This is a genomic window from Rhizobium quercicola (assembly GCF_021168455.1).
Taxonomy (GTDB): domain Bacteria; phylum Pseudomonadota; class Alphaproteobacteria; order Rhizobiales; family Rhizobiaceae; genus Ferranicluibacter; species Ferranicluibacter quercicola.
Window position 1 is genome coordinate 1 of record NZ_JAJOZR010000001.1, and the last position, 18,370, is coordinate 18,370.

An 18,370-nucleotide genomic window follows, 5' to 3' on the forward strand; every position below is an offset into this window, starting at 1 on the left:
GCGAACGCAGGTTCATCATATCGTCGGTCATCGGTGGTGTCCTTCAGGTTGGTTCTAAGCAACCCGACCCTACCGGAAATTACCGATGGCTACGAAATCCAGCTACACCACTCGCTGGGACACGATCTTGGCAGGCTTCACGGTGGAGACAGATCCGCGCGCGCTCGGCTATGCGATCCAGGCGCTGGTGCACATCCGGCCGCTGCCGGGCAAGCTGCATCTGGTGGAAAAGCTCATTCAGGAAACGCCTGAGATCGTCGAATGCGACCGGATCACCGGCGAGGATCCGTTTCTGGCACGACGGGTCGTGCGCTCTGTGGAGGAGATGGACGCGGTGTTGGAAGGTTTGTCCGACCATGCCGTCACCAGCACGGCGGTGATCAAGGGTCAGTCCGTCAAACGCCGCCTGCCGCCCTTGTGGAGCGTGTGCAAGCTTTGGAGAAACGGGCGGAGAACATCGTTTCCGGAGATGGATGAACCACTGGCTTGCTGCAGCCGATCGACTCTTGCTAAAGTCATCGCAGTTACCCTTTCGCCCGAGGAGAGAGCATGTCCGCTTCAGACGATCTGTCCGGCGTCGTCGCCGCTCTTCCCGGTCTGAAACCTGATAGTGCCGAGAAGCTCGCGGCCGGCGTTATCTCCGGCCTACGCGGCGTCGTCTACGATCATATGGCCGATCAGCGTTCCTGGGCCGCGGTACGCCAGCATCTCGCCGTTGTTTTTGATAACTCGGCTACTTGACGACTATGGTGAGACCTATCGATCAGTGCGCTGCGCCAATCCTTACCGAAGCGCCGATTTGATCTCGCATGGAAATCAATGGATGCAGTCCAAGCGGACGCGCTGGGCGTGTGTGGCTCGAAATACAATAGAGGCAGCAATTTTGCATGTCTCGGCGTGTTCAGGGCTCGGCAACCAAACGCATCAAGCCATATGCATCAGCCGTCGCCGAACCGCGCAGGGTGCACTTTCTCCGTCACGGAATACCGCAACGTCTTCAAAACAGCAGGCTATCACGCGAATGGATGCAGGGTGTTCCGGGTCGGGCTACCCGGCACCGCCCCGGCGCAGATGGCGGTCGATGTCTCGGGCGGCGTCGAGGAGGGCGTCTTTGTCGGGTTTGGCGCCGGAGAGGGCGTTGTGGACTTCCTCGCCGAGGATCCGTTCGATGGCAGTGTATTGGGGAATGTTGGGACGTTGCCAGGTGTGCAGCAGGTTCTTCTTGGCAAGCTGGTCGACGAAACGCACGATGGGGGAGCTTGCCGCGGCTTCGGGATCGGCGCTGACGGAAAATCTGGGGGCGATCGGGAAGCCGTTTTTCACATGCGCCTTCATGGCCTCGCGCGAGGCCATCCAGGCGATCGCGTCGGCGGCGAGTTCCACCCTGTCCTCCGGCAGGTTCGTGGGAATGCAGAACAGGAAGCCGCCGATCGGCGAGGCGCGCGTGCCGCCGGGGCCGGAGGGCTGTGGCAGATATTCCACGCGACGCTTGACCACGGACTGGACGTCATATTCGAAACGGGCCGTCCGCATGGTCCAGAAGTAGCCGAGACTTGCCCGCCCCTTCATGAAGACGTCGAGGGCGCGGTCCCAGGCCATGTCCAGAATATCCGGCGGCGAGATCTCGATCAGGCGGCGCATGAAATCGAGCGCCGCAAGGCCGGCGTCGGACGCGATGGTGCAGTGCAGCTGTTCGATATCCACCCCTTCGAGCGTGAAGCCCGCCCGGGTCTTCCGCAGCGAAATTGCCGGCTGGCCGCACGCGCCCAGAAAGAACATGAAGCTTGAGGCGATGGGCATGCCGCGTGCGCCGTCCCACACCGCCCCGTACATGCCATGTTGAGGCGCGTGGAAATGCCGGCCGGCGGCGATCACGTCGTCGAAGGTGCGCGGGAAGTCGAGGCCGGCTTCGGTGAAGAGATCGCGCCGGGCGGCAAGGATTTCCACCGTACAATATCCGGGAACGCCGTAATCCTTGCCATCCCACTTGGCCGTCGACCAGATGGAGGGATGAAAGTCCAGCGGGTTGATGCCCGTCTTCTGGATCAGCGCATCGATCGGTCGGATGACGTCCTTCTCGACGAACTCGCCGAGCCAGGGGATGTTGATCGCGATGACGTCATAGTTGGAGACGGCGTTCTCGCGGTTTTCGAGCACCCGGCGATAGAGATCCGGCAGTGGCAGAAGATCGAAATTCTTGCGCGACGCGAGATTGTTGCGGAAGTCGGCCCACATATTGCGCATGGCCGAAAAATAATTGTCGTTGTTGAGAAGAAAGCGCAGTTCGATCTGGGATTCCGCCCGCTTCTGCACGAGCCGCATCGGCGGGATGATATGCGAGCCGAGCGGCGTTCCGCCGAAGTAATAGTCGTCCTCCTGCTCGCCGCTGCGCAGCCCGAGCGTCTGGGCGAGCAAGGATTTCGTCTTGCCGGCATAGGCCTGGAAGGATTTGAGCAGCGCTTCGCTGGGCTGCAGGGCGAAGCTTTTTCCGGTCTGCCCCTTTGCCACCCGGATGATATAGCCGCCGTCGATCAGCCGGTTGATCAGCCGCATCGAGGTGGCATAGGGAAGGCCGGACTCCTGTCCGAGCGTGGAGATCGAGACCGTCTGGCTGTGGATGTGCGACTTGATGAGGAAGGTCACGATCCGCCAGACGGGATCCTCGTCGAAAACACCGACCACATCCTGGAAAGGCCGTCGCGTCCTCTCCAGGAACTCGATCACCCGCAGCATTTCATATTCGTTCACGTCGGCCTCCCGCCCGTCGTGTCAAACCCGTTTGACGTTCGTTCCCCTTGTGCGGTCACGCTGGCAAACGCGCAAGGCCTCTGTCGGACGATCGTGGAACGATCATTCCGCGGCGGCGGGAGGGGTCAGGCCGGCCAGGCGCTCGGCCTGCTCGAACAGCACGAAGAAGTCCTTCTCCGCCAGACCGTCGGTATAGGCGGCCTCGTATTGCTGCCGGATCATCGAGGCGAGATACATCGGCACATGGTCGGACCGGGCGGCGCCGAGGATCAGGTCGAAATCCTTCATCATCTGCGACACGGAGAAGGCCGGATCGAAGTTGCGATCGACCAAGAGATCGCGCTTGTAGGAGATCAGCGGCGAGGCGACGGCGCTTTCACAGATGACGGCGAGCATTGTCTCGACGGTCAGGTTGCCCTTGAGACCCAGCGTCAGAGCTTCCCCGAGGATGGCGGACGTCGCGCCGACCAGGGCGTTCAGGACCAGCTTCAGGTAACGGGCTTCCTCCGCCAGCCCGACATAGAAACAGCGGGACGCGAAACATTGAAACATCGGTTCGACGCGCTGGAAGGTCTTCTCCGGGCCGGAGGCAAGCACAGAGAGCGTGCCCGATGACGCGCTGGCCGTGCTTCCCGAGACAGGCGCGCGCAGATAGGCGACACCCCGGGCCGTCATGGCCGCATCGACCTCGGCCGAGATCGCGGGCGAGACCGTGCTCATCTCGACGAGCGTCTGACCGGCCGTCATGACGCTCGCGAGACCGCCGGGGGAAAAGACGAGATCCCGCAGGACGGCGTCGTTCGGGATCGTGAGAACGATGACGTCGGAGGCTGCACAGAGATCCTCGAGCGAATGCGCCACATTCGCACCTTCCGCAACGATCGTCGCTCGGTTCTCGGGCAAGGGCTCGTAGACGTGCAGCGCAAAACCGGCATCGAGGACACGGCGGCTCATCGGGCCGCCCATCTTGCCGATTCCCGCCCAACCGACCGAGAATTCTTCGCTCATTCTGTCCTCCCGTCTTTCCGGATGGCCGTCCAAAGCGCTTGTCGACCGTCCATTATGAGAAACCCATTGCCCCACGAAACACGTGTTTTCTCCGATTTCGGTGGGGCCTCCACGTCTGCACTATGAGCAGCTGGAAGGAGAATGCTCGGCTTAAAATATCCATTTCGGACAATATTGGGTTTGTGGCCCGGGATATTTATCAACTAGCCTTCGTAAGCGTTCGCAAGACGTTGCGTTGGAGGAATGCAGCGTCACGGCACCGCACCGATGTTGAAGATCTCGATTCCGAAGGAACTCGGGTCTTCGGCGGACGTGCATCTTGCCGCTGACCGCGACGCAGGAGGAGCATCGATGGACCGTCATTCCCGTGGCGCCCGCGCCGAGACATCGTCTCGGGCAGCCGTCGCCCGTCCTGTGTGTGAGCACCGGCCAGCCGTCATCGCGGGATGAAGAGCGGGATCGGTTTGAGACGGCTGTTCGGGGCGACGATCGGGTGGACACGTGTCGAGACGGAAAAGGAGGAGTCATGACGGAATCGGTGAAGGGAAAGGTCGTCATCGTGACCGGTTCCGGACGCGGCATCGGGGCGGGCATCGCCAGCGACCTTGCGTCGAAGGGCGCGAAACTCGTGATCGCCGACGTGAACGGCGACGCCGCTCGCACTGTGGCATCGGCCATCGTCGCGGAGGGTGGCGAGGCGCACGCGGCACATGCCGATGTTTCCGATCGTGCGAGCGTCAGGGCGCTCATCGCCGAGACGGTCTCGCGTTTCGGTCGGCTCGACGTGATGTTCAACAATGCCGGGATCAGCCAGACATGCCCTTTCCTCGATGTCACCGAGGAGGATTTCAACCGCATCATGACGATCAACGGGCTGGGCGTGCTGATCGGCACGCAGGAGGCCGCCAAACAGATGATCGCGCAGGGCGGGGGCGGAAAGATCATCAACACCGCCTCGATTGCCGGAAAACAGGGCTATCCGCTTTTTGCGCATTATTGCGCTTCGAAATTCGCCGTGGTTGCGATCACGCAGGCGGCGGCCCGCGCATTGGCGGAGCACAAGATCACCGTCAACTGCTTCGGCCCGGGGGTCGTGGCGACGGAGCTCTGGCAGCAACTCGATCGCGAATTCATGGAGCACGGGCTGACCGCCAGACCGGAGCAGGCCATCAACGAATTCGCGCAGTCCATTCTGCTTGGCCGGGTTTCCTTGCCCAAGGACATCACCGGCGTGACCACGTTCCTGGCATCGCCCGCGTCCGACTACATCACAGGCCAGACCGTGATGGTCGATGGCGGCATGGTCCTCATCTGAGGGCCCGACAGATCATACCATACTGGAGGAATGACCATGAAGGCGGTTCGATACTACACCAAGAAGGATATCCGCGTCGAAGACGTTCCGGCCCCGTCGGGGCCGCTCGGAGACGACATGGTCCTGATCGAGCCGCTGGTCTGCGGCATCTGCGGGACGGATATTCACGAGTACATCGCCGGTCCCATCGTGACGCCGAGCGCGCCGCATGTCTATTCCGGCGCGGTGCTGCCGCAAATTCTCGGACATGAGCTGTCGGCGCGCGTCGTCGCGGTCGGCAAGAACATAACCCATGTGTCGCCCGGATCCCGCGTCTCCATTCAGCCGCTCATCTCCCCGCGCGACGATTACTACGGTCGCCGCGGACTTTACCACCTCAGCGAGAAGATGGCCTGTTTCGGCCTGTCCTGGGAATGGGGCGGCATGGCGGAACGCGCGGTTGTCAACGGCTATAATGTGTTCCCCGTTCCCGACAGCGTCAGCGACGTTCAGGCGGCGATGATCGAGCCGGCAGCCGTGGCGGTTTATGGTGTGGACCGCGGCGGCGTGGAGGCGGGGAGCGCGGTTCTCGTCTCCGGCGTCGGCCCGATCGGCGCGCTCGTTCTGCTGGCCACGCGGGCGGCCGGCGCCACGACGATCTTCGTCTCCGAACCCAACGCCAACCGGCGGGCGCTCGCCAAGAAGCTGGTGCCCGAAGCCATCGTTTTCGATCCGCGGGAAACGGATGCGGGAGCGCTCTTTCGCGACCACACCGAGGAGGGCGTGGGCGTCGATGTGGCGCTGGAATGCGTGGGCGCCGAAGCCTCTCTCAATCTCTGCGCCCAGGCGGTCAAACGGCAGGGCACGGTCGTACAGGTCGGGCTCCATGTCCGTCCGGCGTCGATCGACGCGATGCTCTGGGCGCTCAAGGACATCACGGTCGAGGCCGTCTGGTGCTACCCGGTGACGATCTGGCCGCGGATCGCCCAGATGATCGGCGCCGGCATCTTCCCGGTCGAGCAGATCGTCACCGCGCAGATCTCTCCCGACGACGTGGTCGAGAAAGGGTTCGAGGCCCTCATCGATCCGAACGCGTCGCACATGAAAATTCTCGTGAACATGAAGGGCTGAGCGATGAAGAACCCCATGGATCTCACCGGCCGGACGATTCTCGTCACGGGCGCCGCAGGCGGCATCGGCAGCGCGACGTCACGGCATCTTGCAGCCCTCGGTGCCACGGTCATCGCAGCCGATCGCGACGCGGCCGTCGAGGCGACACGCGACGCGATCCTTAACGCCGGCGGAAAGGCCGATGCCGTGACATTCGATGTCGCGGACCTGTCCTCCGTGACGGCGGCGGCCCGATCGGTCGAGGAAAAGCACGGGACGCTCGATGGCATCTTCGCCAATGCCGGCATGTCCTACGAGCGGACGGCCATCGATCACACCGAAGCGGATTGGCGAACCGTCATGGGCGTCAACCTCGACGGCGTCTTCTGGACGGTCAAGTCGTTCGGCCGGTCGATGATCGAGGCGGGCAGGGGCGCCATCGTGATGACGGCGTCGATCGCGGGCGTGAAGTCCGTCCGGCCGGAGCTGCATGTCGGCTACGACGTCTCGAAGGCGGGCGTCGCCCATATGTGTCGCGTCCTCGCCGCCGAATGGGCAAAGACCGGCGTCCGCGTCAATGCCGTTGGTCCCGGCTACACCGATACCGTCATGCTGGCCGAGGTCGGTCGCACCCAGCCTGCCGTCATGAAGCAGTGGCTCGACGACACGCCGATCGGCCGTCTCATCCGGCCGGACGAGATTGCTTCCGGCGTTGCCTTCCTCCTGTCCGACGCGTCGAGCGGCATTACCGGCCAGCTGTTGATGGTCGATGGCGGCTATTCGATTTCCTGATCAAACCCCGAGGGTCTTTCCATGCACTTCATCGTTCACTGCCTCGACCATCCCGACGCCGTTGAAAAGCGGCTCGCCAACTACGATGCCCACAAGGCCTATCTCGGAGCGGGAAAGACCAAGACCGTCATCTCCGGTCCGCTTCTGGCCGACGACCATGAAACCATGATCGGCTCGCTCTTCCTCTTCGAAGCCGACACCCGTGAGGAGATCGTCGCTTTCAACAAGGCCGATCCCTTCACATCCGCCGGCGTCTGGAAGTCCGTCAATATTCATCCGTTCAGCAAGCGGGTGGACAACCGATGACCATGATCGAGAAGGAGCCCGTGGTTGCCGCCATCGTCGGGCTCGGCTGGTGGGGCAAGAAGATGGCGACGCTGGTCAACGCCGGCGGCGCGGAGATGCACTTCGTGCGCGGGATCGATCCCGATCCCGCGGCGTCCGCATTCGCCGAGAATCTCGGGATCCGCTTTTCGTCCGATCTGGCGGATGCGCTCAACGATCCCCTGATCGAGGCGGTGATCCTTGCAACGCCCCATTCGCTGCATCAGAGCCAGATCGCCCAGGCGGTCGCAGCCGGCAAGCATGTTTTCTGCGAGAAGCCTCTGGCGATGACGCGACGCGACGCAGAGGCTTCTGTGGCCCTTTGCGAGCAGGCGGGACTCGTGCTCGGCATGGGGCATGAACGCCGCTTCGAGCCGCCGATCGCCGAGATTCTGGAGGCCGCGGAAAGCGGAAAGCTCGGCCGGCTGCTTCAGATCGAGGCGAACTTCAGCCATGACAAGTTTCTGGGTCTCGACCCGTCCAACTGGCGGCTGAACGCCGAACAGGCACCGGCCGGCGGCATGACGGCCACGGGCATCCATCTGACCGATCTCTCGGTCAAGCTGATGGGGCCGGCCAGGGACGTGCGCGTCGTCTGCGAAAATCTGGCGTCGAGCATTCCGCAGGGCGACACCATGAGCGCCCATATCCGCTTCGAGAATGGCGGCTCCTCCTATGTTTCGGCGACGCTGGCGACGCCCTTCGTCTCGCGCTTTGCCGTGTTCGGCACGCTCGGCTGGATCGAGGTCCGCGACAAGGCCCACGTGGAATCGCCGGACGGCTGGATCGTCACCGAGGGCTGGAAGGGCAAGCCGATCACGGTGCGCGAGGTCGCGCCGGCCGAGCCCGTCCGTGACAACCTGCGCGCCTTTGCCCGTGCCGTGCGGGGCACCGAAACCTACCCCATCACCGGGGAGGACATGATCAACAACATCGCGCTTCTCGAAGCGATCATCCGGTCCGCGCGCTCCGGCGCCGTCGAGAACCTCTGACAGGGAGATCAGCATGAAGGCTCTGGTATTCGAAGCGCCGGACAAGCCCGTCATCATCGACGCGGCGATGCCGGATATATCCCCCAACGAGGTGCTCGTGCGGACCCGCGCCGTCGGCATCTGCCATTCCGACTACGAGCTTCTCGCCGGACGCTACATCATTCCCATCTCCTATCCCGTTACCCCGGGACACGAATGGAGCGGCGAGATCGTCGATGTCGGGCGCAACGTCACGGGCTTCAAGGTCGGCGATCGCGTCGTCGGCGAGTGCGTGGTGCGCACGCCGGAGCGACTTCATCATTTCGGCTTTTCGCTGAGCGGTGCCGATCGGGAGTTCTTCAACGTCAACCCGGAATGGCTGCACAAACTACCGGACGCCGTGGATGACAAGAAGGCCGCTCTGATCGAGCCTTTCACCTGCGGCTACTATGCCGTCCTGCGGTCCGGCGGCACCAATGCGAGTGAAACGGTGGTCGTCTCCGGCGGCGGCACGATCGGGCTGGTTTCGGCGGCAGCCGCCATCGGCATGGGAGCGCGCGTCATCGTCGTCGATCCGTTGGCCGCGCGTCGCGACGTGGCGCTCAGACTGGGTGCCGATGCCGCGATCGACCCATCCGACGGCGGCGCGGCCGACCGCATTCGCGAAATGACCGGTGGCCACGGGGCCGATCTCGTCATCGAGGCATCCGGACACGATGCCTCGCTCGCGGCGGCCTTCGACTACGCGCGGGAAGATGGTCGCATGTCGATGGTCGGCATCAATATCGGCCGGCAGGTTCCCGTCGTCATCGGGCAGATTCAGATGAAGAACCTGACGGTGAAGGGTTGCATCGGCTCCCCCGGCGTCTGGCCCGCCGCAATCCGCTTCCTGGAGAGAACCGGCATCGATCTCTCGCCGATCCAGACCCACGACTATGCGCTGACCGATGCGGTTGCGGCCTTCGGCTTCGGCAAGGACGCGACCAAGAGCATCAAGATCACTCTTTTGAACGGTTGACCTCATGGAAAATCACGCGCTCATCGTCGGTGCCACGGGCATTGCCGGAAGCAATCTTGCCGAGCATCTGCTGGAACAGGGGGGCTGGACCATCTCGGGGCTTTCGCGCTCCGAGAGCCCGCTTGCGGGCGTCCGCACCCTGAAATGCGACCTGACGGACGCCCAGTCCGTCAGCCGCGCGCTCGAAGGCGTCCATCCCACGCATGTCTTCATCACCGCCTGGTCGCGTCAGGAAACCGAGGACGAGAACTGCAAGGTCAATGGTGGGATCGTGCGCAACGTGCTCGACGCGCTTCGCGGACGCGGCCTTCGCCATGTCGCGCTCGTCACCGGGACCAAGCACTATCTCGGCCCCTTCGAGTCCTATGCGAAGGTTGCGCCGGAAACCCCCTTCCGCGAAGAGCAGGCCCGGCTTCCCAATCAGAATTTCTACTACGTGCAGGAGGACGAGATCTTCAGCGCCGCTGCGCGGGAAGGGTTCACCTGGTCGGTGCATCGGCCCCATACGCTGATCGGCTATGCGGTGGGCAACGCGATGAACATGGCCGCGACGCTCGGGATCTACGCGTCGATCTGCAAGGAAACCGGGATGCCGTTCAGCTTCCCCGGCTCTCCGGAACAGTGGCAGGCGGCCACCGACGTGACCGACGCCCGCATTCTCGCCCGGCAACTGGCCTGGGCCGCCACCACGCCGGAGGCGGCGGATCTGGCCTTCAACATCGTCAACGGCGACATCTTCCGCTGGAAATGGCTGTGGCCCCGTATCGCCGCCTATTTCGGGATCGAGGCAGCACCCTATTCCGGTGCGACGGAGCCGCTCGAGTCGAAAATGGCGGATGCGGGCCCAATCTGGGAACGCATCGTTGCCCGGCACGATCTGAAGGCAATTCCGCTCTCCAGGGTCGCCTCGTTCTGGCATACGGACGCCGATCTCGGGCGTCAGGTCGAGACGTTCAACGACATGGCGCGCAGCAGAAAGCTCGGCTTTCTCGATTACCAGGACACCACCGAGTCTTTCACGGATGCCTTCGATCGGCTTCGTGCCGACCGCATCATTCCGTAATCGAGGAGAGACGCCATGACCGACACCGACACGCAACCGCCGGCCATCGGCTATTTCACCGAGGAGAACTCGGTGGCCACCGTCAATGCCCGTATGGGGGCGGATGTGGAGCCGCGGTTGGCGATCGTCATGGCGAGCCTCGTGAAGCACCTTCACCAGTTCGCGCGCGACATCGAGCTGACCTCCGCGGAATGGGAATATGCCGTCGGCTTCCTGACGAGGACGGGGCAGATCTGCAGCGGCGAGCGACAGGAGTTCATTCTGTTGTCGGACACGCTCGGGCTGTCCATGCTGGTCGATGCGATCAACAACCGCCGGCCGGAGGGTGCGACCGAAAACACGGTCTTCGGACCCTTCCATGTCGAGGGCGCGCCCGTTCGGGACATGGGCGACCGGATCTGTCTCGACGGGAAGGGTGAGAGCTGCCTTTTCGTCGGGCGGGTTCTGGATCTCGAGGGCCGTCCGGTCGCAGGGGCACGCATCGATGTGTGGTCCGACAATGCGGAGGGCTATTACGATGTGCAGCAGCCCGAGACGCAGCCGAAGTGGAACAATCGCGGGGTCTTCATCACGGGCCCGGATGGCGCCTACAGCTTCGTCGGGATCAAGCCGGTCTCCTACCCCATTCCGGATGACGGCCCTGTCGGCCAGATGCTGGCCCATCTCGGGCGCCATCCCTACCGCCCGGCCCATATGCACTACATGATCCGCGCCGACGGCTTCCAGAAGCTGGTCACGCACACCTTCGTCGGCGGCGATCCCTATCTGACGTCCGATGCCGTCTTCGGCGTGAAGAAGACGCTCGTTGCGCCCTTTGCGCGGGTGGAGGACGGCGAGACGCTTTGGCGGTCCGACTTCGACTTCCTCCTCGTACCCTTGACCAACAGCGACGGGAGCTAGCCATGCAAGACTTCATCTATACGGGACATCCCGGCCGGGTCATTTTCGGCAGCGGAACGGTCGCGCGTCTCGGAGACGAGGCCGACCGCCTGGGCGTCACGCGTCTGCTCGTGCTCTCGACGCCGGAGCAGGTCGGGCAGGCGGAGGAGATTGCGCGTCACCTTGGCGCGCGTGTCGCCGGGGTCTATTCGAAGGCGACCATGCATACGCCGGTCGAGGTGACCGCCGACGCGATGGGCATGGTCGAGAGGCTCGGTGCCGATGCGGTCGTTTCGATCGGTGGCGGCTCGACGACCGGTCTGGGCAAGGCCATCGCCTTTCGCACCGATCTGCCGCAGATCGTCGTTCCCACCACCTATGCTGGATCCGAGGCCACGCCGATCCTGGGTGAGACGGAGAACGGCCGGAAAGTCACCACATCCAATGCCCGCATTCTTCCCGAGGTCATCGTCTACGACGTCGACCTGACGGTGACGCTGCCCGTGTCGATGTCGGTGACCAGCGGGCTCAACGCCATCGCCCATGCCGTCGAAGCGCTCTATGCGCGCGAGGCGAACCCGATCATCTCCCTTCTCGCCGAAGAGGGCATCTCCGCCTTCGCGCGATCGCTCCCCGCCATTGCCGCACAGCCTGACGATCGCGCGGCGCGCGCGGATGCGCTTTATGGTGCGTGGCTGTGCGGCGTCTGTCTCGGGTCCGTGGGCATGGCCCTGCATCACAAGCTCTGTCACACGCTTGGCGGCATGTTCAACCTCCCGCATGCGCCGATGCACACCGCGGTTCTGCCGCATGCTGTGGCTTACAATCGATCGGACGCGCCGGAGGCGATGGCGCGGGTGGCAAAGGCCCTGGGCGCCGAGGAGGCAGCAACCGGTCTCTTCGATTTGGCCTCGGGCCTTGGCGCCACGATGGACCTTGCATCCCTGGGAATGCCGAGAACGGGCATCGACGAGGCCGTCGATCAGGCCCTGACGAACGCCTACTGGAATCCACGGCCGCTGAACCGGGACGGACTTCGCGCCCTGCTCACGGACGCCACCGACGGCGTCCGGCCAAGCCGCGCCTAGCCGCAAGGCTGCTCGGGCGGATCGCTTCGTCGTCCTCATCACGGTCTGAAAGTCCAGAATGGATAAAAACGCGCTTCAAATGACGTCCTGAATTTCTCATAGTCAGTCAGAGAAAACGCCTGGTGGAGAGGCGTCTACGGGAGGAGAATACCATGGGAAGCCACGACAGTGGCGGCTTAAGCCGTCGTTCTGTGCTTAAAAATACTGCCGTCTTTGCAGGGTCCGCACTTTTTGCGCCTGCATTATTGCGGAAGACGGCGCGAGCGTCGGACGAGACCATCACGATTCTTAACACGTTCCCGACGATGGCCAACGAATACTGGCAGGGATGGGACGCGGGCTGCAAACTCGCCACCGAGCAGCTCGGTTTGAAATACATGTCCCAGACCTTCGAGGACTCGATCGAGAAGCAGATTTCCCAGATCGAACAGGCGCCGTCTCTGGGTGTCAACGCGGTCGTCACCTTCGCTCAGAACGCCGAGGTCATCAAGGCCCTCGCGGCCACGGCCAGTCAGGTCGGGATCAAGCTGGCAAATGCGCACTCGACAGCTGCCTGGCTGCACGCCGACGATGCCGCCTATGGCGACGCTTACCTTCTCTACAGCCAGCCGGACAATATCCGTGGCATCGCGGCGATGGCGCAGGCGCTGTTCGACAAGATCGGCAACACGGGCAAGGTTCTCTATGTCGGGGGACTGCCCGGCAACTTCTCGGCGGATTCCCGCATGGCCGGGGTCCAGCTCGCTCTCGGCAAAAATCCGGATATCACGCTGGTTGCCAACGAACCCGGCGGTGAGAACCGAGTCGCAGCGCGACCGGTGGTCGAGAACCTGCTGACGGCGCATCCCGACGTCAAAGCCATCATCTCCTACAATGACGACACGGCGATTGCCGTTCTCGACGTCCTTCGGGAGCGCGGACTGACGGGTTCGATCGTGACGGCCGGCAACGACGCCACGCGCGAAATGCTCAACCGGATGCGCGAGGACGAGAGTGCGCTCGGCACCGTGTCGATCAACGCCCCCTTCATGACCGGCTATTCCGTCGTGACGCTTTACGATGCGCTCGAAGGCGTCAACTACGATCCCCTTGAGAAGATGCGCTACTTCGACTCACTCTTCCTGGACTCGCCCGAAGCTGCCGAGAAATACCTCGCAGCCATGGACCCGAGCGGCCGGATCGATTTCGACTTCAAGGGCATGTCGCGCCACGCCAACGGCGACAACTGGAAGGTTCAATGGGGGATGGAGGTCATCGATCCCTCGAACTTCTGGGGAAAGATCGAGTCCATGACGTCGCTGAAGCCCGCGGATTGGACGCTGCCGGAGAAGGTCGCGGCGTCGATCCAGGCCGGAAACGTCGACAAGCTCAATGCGATGTACAAGGCACATTCCGCGCCCGGTCCCTTGAGCGCGGTGACCGGGCTTACCCGCGCGAAGAAGACGGTTCTCGGGTTCTCCTGAGCCGATGACCGGGTTGCTGGCACAGCGACCCGGTCTGTCTCCCTCCGGGACGAAAGCGGACGATCATGCATCTCGAACTTCGCAACGTAACGAAAACCTATCCGGGCGTCGCCGCACTCAGCGACGTCTCCTTTTCCATCGATTACGGCGAAACCCTTGGTCTGGTGGGCGAAAACGGTGCCGGCAAGAGCACGCTTCTGGACATTCTCTGCGGTCTGCAGCAGCCGAACGCAGGGTCTTTGTCCCTGCATGGCGAGACGGTTGTCTTCGATACGCCGCGCCAGGCGACGCTGTCCGGCGTGTCCCGCGTGCACCAGGAACAGTCGCTCATCCTTGTCTATCCCGTGTACCAGAACCTGTTTCTCGGCCTCGAGGAGCATTTCACCCGTTTCGGGATCGTCCAGTTCAAGAAGATGCAGACCGAGGCGACGCGCATTCTCGCGGGTCTCGGAATTCGTCTGGATGCGGCGGCGATCACGGGGGACCTGAATTTCGGGACGCGCCAGTTGATCGAAATCGCGCGGGTCGTCGCTCAGTCGGAAATCCTGAAGATCGATCATCCGCTGGTCCTTCTGGACGAGCCGACGGCGTCCCTCTCGGGTTCGGAGCTTGAGCTTTTCTATCACATCGTCGCACGGCTGAAATCGACCTATCGCGCCTCCATCGTGTTCATCTCCCATCGTCTGGAAGAGGTGCTGAAGCTCAGCGACCGCGTTCTCGTCCTCAAGGACGGACGCGTGGTGGATGACCATGTTCGGGAGCCGACCGAGGCCAAACTTCACGGATTGATGGTGGGACGGGCCCGCCTGACGGATTTCTACGCGACCGACCGGCAGCGCACCACGTTCGGAGCCCCGGTTCTGACGCTTTCCCATTTTTCGTCGGATCAGTTCGAGGATGTCTCGCTGACGGTCCGGGAGGGCGAAATCCTCGGCATCGGCGGTCTCGTGCAATCGGGCAAGACGGAGCTTGGCCGAGCGATCCTCGGTGTCGAGCGTGCCCGCGGTGGCGTGACGATCTTCGGCGAGAACGTGATCGCCTCCTCGCCGTCGGACCGTATCCAGCGGGGTGTAGGCTATGTTCCGCTGCACCGGCATCTCGATGGCGTGATGCTCGGTCGATCGATCCGGGACAACATCGTCCTGCCGTCGCTGGACGAATTCACCCGCAACGGCGTGGTGGCCTACGGCAAGGCCGACGCCTTCGTCGCCGAGCGGATGACGGAGCTGCGCGTCAAGGCACCCAGCGCAAACACGCTGGTCGGAGCGCTCAGCGGCGGCAATCAGCAAAAGGTCGTTCTCGCCAAATGGCTCGCCCGCAATCCGCGCCTTCTGATCATCGACAATCCGACGCGTGGCGTCGATGCCGGGGCCAAAGAGGAGATCTACAGACTGCTTCGCGACGTCGCCGACAAGGGGTGCGCCATCCTGCTGATCTCGGACGATCTCGTTGAACTCATCGAAATGTCCAACACCATCCACTTCCTTTCGAGCGGCCGCATATCGAGCCCGGTGCCGGCGCCGGCGGATCACAAACCCAAGGAGCAGGACGTCATCGCGATGATGTTCTGAACAACCCGCCGCAACGCGAGACCCGAGGATTTTCATGTACGACATCAACAAATTGGGCAAGCTGACCCCGTTTCTGGCCGCTCTGGCGCTGATCATTTTCTTTTCGCTGATGCAGCCGGCCTTCCTGACCTGGCCCAATCTCTGGAACATCATTCGCCAGTCGTCCGTGCTTCTGGTGGCCTCCATGGGCGTGACGTTCGTGATCCTGATCGGATCCATCGATCTTTCGGTCGGCGCGGTCATGACGCTGGCAGCCGTCTGCGCGATCACGCTCGTACCGGTCGTCGGAGAGGCCGGCATCGTCGCAGGGCTGCTGGTCGGGGCCTTGTGCGGTGCCTTCAACGGCATCCTCAACGCCGTGCTGAAGCTGCCGAGTTTTCTGGTGACGCTCGGTGCCCTGTTCATCTTCCAGAGTCTCGCCTTGATCGTGTCGGGAGGACGGCCTCTGCCCTGGACGACGCCGGTGTCGAGCGCTCTGGCGGGCGGCGTGGTCTTCGGAACCTTTCCGAAAATCGGTCTCTGGGCGATCGCGATCCTGGTCGTCTGCGCTTTCGTGGCCAAATACACGCGGTTCGGCCAGTACATCTACGCCATGGGCGATAACGAGCGGACGACGCGCATGTCCGGCATCTCGACGGTCAAGCTGAAGGTTCTGGTCTTCACGGTTGCGGGACTGATTTCGGGACTTGCCGGCATCCTCCTGGGAATCCGGACGTTTTCCGCGGCCCCGGGCATGGGGGACCCCTTCCTCCTCGACACCATTGCCGCCGTTGTCCTGGGCGGAACCTCGCTGACGGGCGGTGTCGGCGGACCGCTTCGCACCGTGCTGGGGGTTCTGGTCATCGTCATTCTCGCCAACGGAATGACTCTGCTGCAGGTGGACTCGTTCTACCAGATCGGGATTCGCGGCGCCGTGGTCATTCTGGCGGTTCTCGTCACCACCAAACGTGGGCGGCTGGACCAGATCGTCAAGTAAGGAAAGGCTGCTGCTCGGGAGGCTGCACGATGGGAGAAAAGCACATCATGAGGAAGGTCGCAGCTCTGTGGGAGGCGACGGTGACCTGCCTCTCCGCCGCCGGCGCGTCGCACATCGCCGATCACGTCGGCACGGGGCGGAACGATCGGGCGGCGAAAAGGCTGCCGACATCGCATCCTGATCGGAAACCTTCTCGGAACCCGGATGCGCGCTCCTGAAGAGATCACAACCGGCCGCCCGATCACCGTCGAGGGATGACGTTCACGCGATCGAGGGAAAGAGGAGATCGCCAATGATCAAGCATATCGTCATGTGGGACGTGCGGGGCGAAACGCCTGCGGAAAAGCAGGCGACAGCCCGCATCATCAAGTCCAAGTTCGAAGCTCTCGCCGGAAATATCCCCGGCTTGCGACTGCTGGAGATCGGCATCGATATCAGCCGTATTTCCTATGCCTGCGATGTCGTCCTCTACTCCGAGTTCGACAGCATCGAGGCGCTCGATGCCTATGCCGATCACCCGGCGCATCATCGTGTGAAGGCGGAATTGGAAGGCCTGCGCATTGCACGACATCAAGTCGATTATCCCGCCGGAGCGATGCGAGCTTCCACGGAAGACTAGACGCGACGAAACCCGCCGCCGTGTCCGGCCGTCCGCCCGACGCGCCGAACGAAACACTGGCCGAGCGCTCAACGCCGCTCTGCCGCGCGCACACGGAGACCGAGCATGACTTGGGACACAGACGCCGGACCACGGATCGCCTTTCTGGGAACCGGTGCGCAGGGCGCATCGATCGGCGCGGACTTCGCCTTGGCCGGGCTCGACGTCACCTTCATCGAGCAGTGGCCGGATCACGTCACCGCCATCCGCGAGAAGGGCATCACGGTCCATTTGCCGTCGCGAACGATCAACGCACAGGTGCCGGCCCTCCATCTTTGCGAGGTGGCGGAAGTCAAGGAGCCGTTCGATCTCGTGTTCCTCGTCGTGAAGGCCTACGACACCAAGTGGGCCTGCCAGCTGATCGAGCCGGTTCTGGCCAAGGACGGCCTCATTATCGGTCTCCAGAACGGCATGACGCATGAGGACATCGCGGCTATCGTCGGGCGCGAGCGAACCATCGGCGCCGTGATCGAGATAGCCTCCAACATGTGGAAGCCCGGCATCACCAATCGCCAGAACGACCACGATACGTCGTGGTTCGCCCTTGGCGCGCTGACCCTAAGACCCAGCCGCGCGTGGAGGCCGTGGCGGAGCTGCTGCGCCACTCGGGCACGGTGGAAGTCTTCGACGATATCCGCTCGGCCAAGTGGATGAAGCTGGTGGTGAACGCCGCCGAGCTGATCCCCTCGGCGATCATCGACATGCCGCTCGGCGACGCTGCCCGCGCGCCCGGCATGCTCGAGGTCATGCGCGCGGCCGGATACGAAGCCATCCATGCAGCCCTCGCCGATGGTGCGACGATCGTTCCGATCATCGGCATGCCGCCCGTCACCACCAACCACCCCGAGCGCTATGTCGATCAGATCTTCGAGAAGGTGCTGACGGTTTTTTCGCAGGCCGATACCTTGACGACCTCGCTGCAGGACTGGCGCAAGGGCCGGCGGGCCGAGATCCAGGAGGTCAACGGCTGGGTCGTGGACATCCTCAAGGCGCACGGACAGCCAGCCCCGGTTAACCAGCGCGTCGTGGAGATCGCTTTCGAAATCGAGAGCGGCAAGCTGAAGGCCGGGCCCGACAACGCAAAAGGTCTGATCGAGGCGAGCGAGGCTGCCGGGCGTGCGCGAGGAAGCATAGCCGCAGGGTCTTGATGCGTGAGCGGGTGATTTGGCCCGTCACGACCCCGGTCAACAGGCAATGGCGGACGCGGTTTCGGTCGCGCCTGCGACAAACCTTCGCGCGCATGAACCCGCCATCAAGACACATTCGGGCAGCCGGAAGCGTTCCGCCACAGCACGTTTTGACAGTTATCCAAACCGGATATTTTCATTCTTTCCACACGCGCGGAAATGCATGAAGCTGCCGGATAGCGGTTTAGGAGGAACCGCTCTCTCTACGATACGAAAGCCT

At 63.1% G+C, this 18,370-nt stretch carries 19 protein-coding genes; 17 read left to right on the forward strand and 2 right to left on the reverse strand.

The annotated features are described in order from the left end of the window. Positions 1–85: 85 nt before the first annotated feature. Both LRX75_RS23375 and LRX75_RS00010 read left to right on the forward strand, forming a co-directional pair. Positions 86–601 (forward strand): Lrp/AsnC family transcriptional regulator, encoded by a 516-nt coding sequence (locus LRX75_RS23375; protein WP_420851114.1) that lies wholly within the window; start codon positions 86–88, stop codon positions 599–601. Further along, a complete protein-coding gene (locus LRX75_RS00010; RefSeq protein ID WP_231811170.1) occupies positions 550–741 on the forward strand; it encodes a hypothetical protein in 192 nt (63 codons plus the stop codon). Before LRX75_RS23375 ends, LRX75_RS00010 begins: the two co-directional genes overlap by 52 nt. Positions 742–1,047: 306 nt before the next feature. Here the strand turns inward: LRX75_RS00010 and LRX75_RS00015 are convergent, their stop codons facing one another. After that, the gene (locus tag LRX75_RS00015) at positions 1,048–2,748 is read right to left on the reverse strand and encodes an extracellular solute-binding protein (protein WP_231811171.1); all 1,701 of its coding nucleotides are present in this window, start codon (positions 2,746–2,748) and stop codon (positions 1,048–1,050) included. A 102-nt stretch (positions 2,749–2,850) separates the two neighbouring features. Then, positions 2,851–3,756 carry an NAD(P)-dependent oxidoreductase gene (locus LRX75_RS00020; RefSeq protein WP_231811172.1) on the reverse strand — a complete coding sequence of 302 codons (906 nt, stop codon included), beginning with the start codon at positions 3,754–3,756 and terminating at the stop codon, positions 2,851–2,853. Between the two features lie 526 nt (positions 3,757–4,282). Between LRX75_RS00020 and LRX75_RS00025 the strand changes: the two genes are divergently transcribed. The 15 genes from LRX75_RS00025 to LRX75_RS00095 all read left to right on the forward strand — a co-directional run bounded on the left by LRX75_RS00025 (position 4,283) and on the right by LRX75_RS00095 (position 18,111). After that, on the forward strand, positions 4,283–5,071 hold the full coding sequence (locus tag LRX75_RS00025) for a glucose 1-dehydrogenase (protein ID WP_231811173.1): 789 nt from the start codon (positions 4,283–4,285) through the stop codon (positions 5,069–5,071). 36 nt (positions 5,072–5,107) lie between these two features. Continuing rightward, on the forward strand, positions 5,108–6,181 hold the full coding sequence (locus tag LRX75_RS00030) for a 2,3-butanediol dehydrogenase (RefSeq protein WP_231811174.1): 1,074 nt from the start codon (positions 5,108–5,110) through the stop codon (positions 6,179–6,181). Between the two features lie 3 nt (positions 6,182–6,184). After that, positions 6,185–6,952, forward strand: a complete 768-nt coding sequence (locus LRX75_RS00035; protein ID WP_231811175.1) for an SDR family NAD(P)-dependent oxidoreductase — start codon at positions 6,185–6,187, stop codon at positions 6,950–6,952. A 21-nt stretch (positions 6,953–6,973) separates the two neighbouring features. Then, the gene (locus LRX75_RS00040; RefSeq protein ID WP_231811176.1) at positions 6,974–7,258 is read left to right on the forward strand and encodes a YciI family protein; all 285 of its coding nucleotides are present in this window, start codon (positions 6,974–6,976) and stop codon (positions 7,256–7,258) included. Next, positions 7,255–8,268, forward strand: a complete 1,014-nt coding sequence (locus tag LRX75_RS00045) for a Gfo/Idh/MocA family protein (protein ID WP_231811177.1) — start codon at positions 7,255–7,257, stop codon at positions 8,266–8,268. The genes LRX75_RS00040 and LRX75_RS00045 overlap by 4 nt, the downstream gene beginning before the upstream one ends. A 13-nt stretch (positions 8,269–8,281) precedes the next feature. Then, entirely contained in the window at positions 8,282–9,265 is a 984-nt protein-coding gene (locus tag LRX75_RS00050; RefSeq protein WP_231811178.1) for a zinc-dependent alcohol dehydrogenase, read from the forward strand. Between the two features lie 4 nt (positions 9,266–9,269). Then, positions 9,270–10,328, forward strand: coding sequence for an SDR family oxidoreductase (locus tag LRX75_RS00055; RefSeq protein WP_231811179.1), 1,059 nt, complete (start codon positions 9,270–9,272; stop codon positions 10,326–10,328). Between the two features lie 15 nt (positions 10,329–10,343). After that, positions 10,344–11,228, forward strand: a complete 885-nt coding sequence (locus LRX75_RS00060; RefSeq protein ID WP_231811180.1) for a dioxygenase family protein — start codon at positions 10,344–10,346, stop codon at positions 11,226–11,228. Between the two features lie 2 nt (positions 11,229–11,230). Continuing rightward, positions 11,231–12,295, forward strand: coding sequence for a maleylacetate reductase (locus tag LRX75_RS00065; RefSeq protein ID WP_231811181.1), 1,065 nt, complete (start codon positions 11,231–11,233; stop codon positions 12,293–12,295). 305 nt (positions 12,296–12,600) lie between these two features. After that, positions 12,601–13,758, forward strand: coding sequence for a sugar ABC transporter substrate-binding protein (locus tag LRX75_RS00070; RefSeq protein ID WP_231811182.1), 1,158 nt, complete (start codon positions 12,601–12,603; stop codon positions 13,756–13,758). Positions 13,759–13,823: 65 nt separating this feature from the next. Next, entirely contained in the window at positions 13,824–15,329 is a 1,506-nt protein-coding gene (locus LRX75_RS00075; RefSeq protein WP_231811183.1) for a sugar ABC transporter ATP-binding protein, read from the forward strand. Positions 15,330–15,363: 34 nt separating this feature from the next. Further along, entirely contained in the window at positions 15,364–16,305 is a 942-nt protein-coding gene (locus LRX75_RS00080) for an ABC transporter permease (protein WP_231811184.1), read from the forward strand. A 292-nt stretch (positions 16,306–16,597) separates the two neighbouring features. Continuing rightward, positions 16,598–16,924, forward strand: coding sequence for a Dabb family protein (locus tag LRX75_RS00085; protein ID WP_231811185.1), 327 nt, complete (start codon positions 16,598–16,600; stop codon positions 16,922–16,924). Positions 16,925–17,029: 105 nt separating this feature from the next. Continuing rightward, a complete protein-coding gene (locus LRX75_RS00090) occupies positions 17,030–17,617 on the forward strand; it encodes a ketopantoate reductase family protein (protein ID WP_231811186.1) in 588 nt (195 codons plus the stop codon). Further along, on the forward strand, positions 17,548–18,111 hold the full coding sequence (locus LRX75_RS00095; protein ID WP_231811187.1) for a ketopantoate reductase family protein: 564 nt from the start codon (positions 17,548–17,550) through the stop codon (positions 18,109–18,111). Before LRX75_RS00090 ends, LRX75_RS00095 begins: the two co-directional genes overlap by 70 nt. Positions 18,112–18,370: the final 259 nt, after the last annotated feature.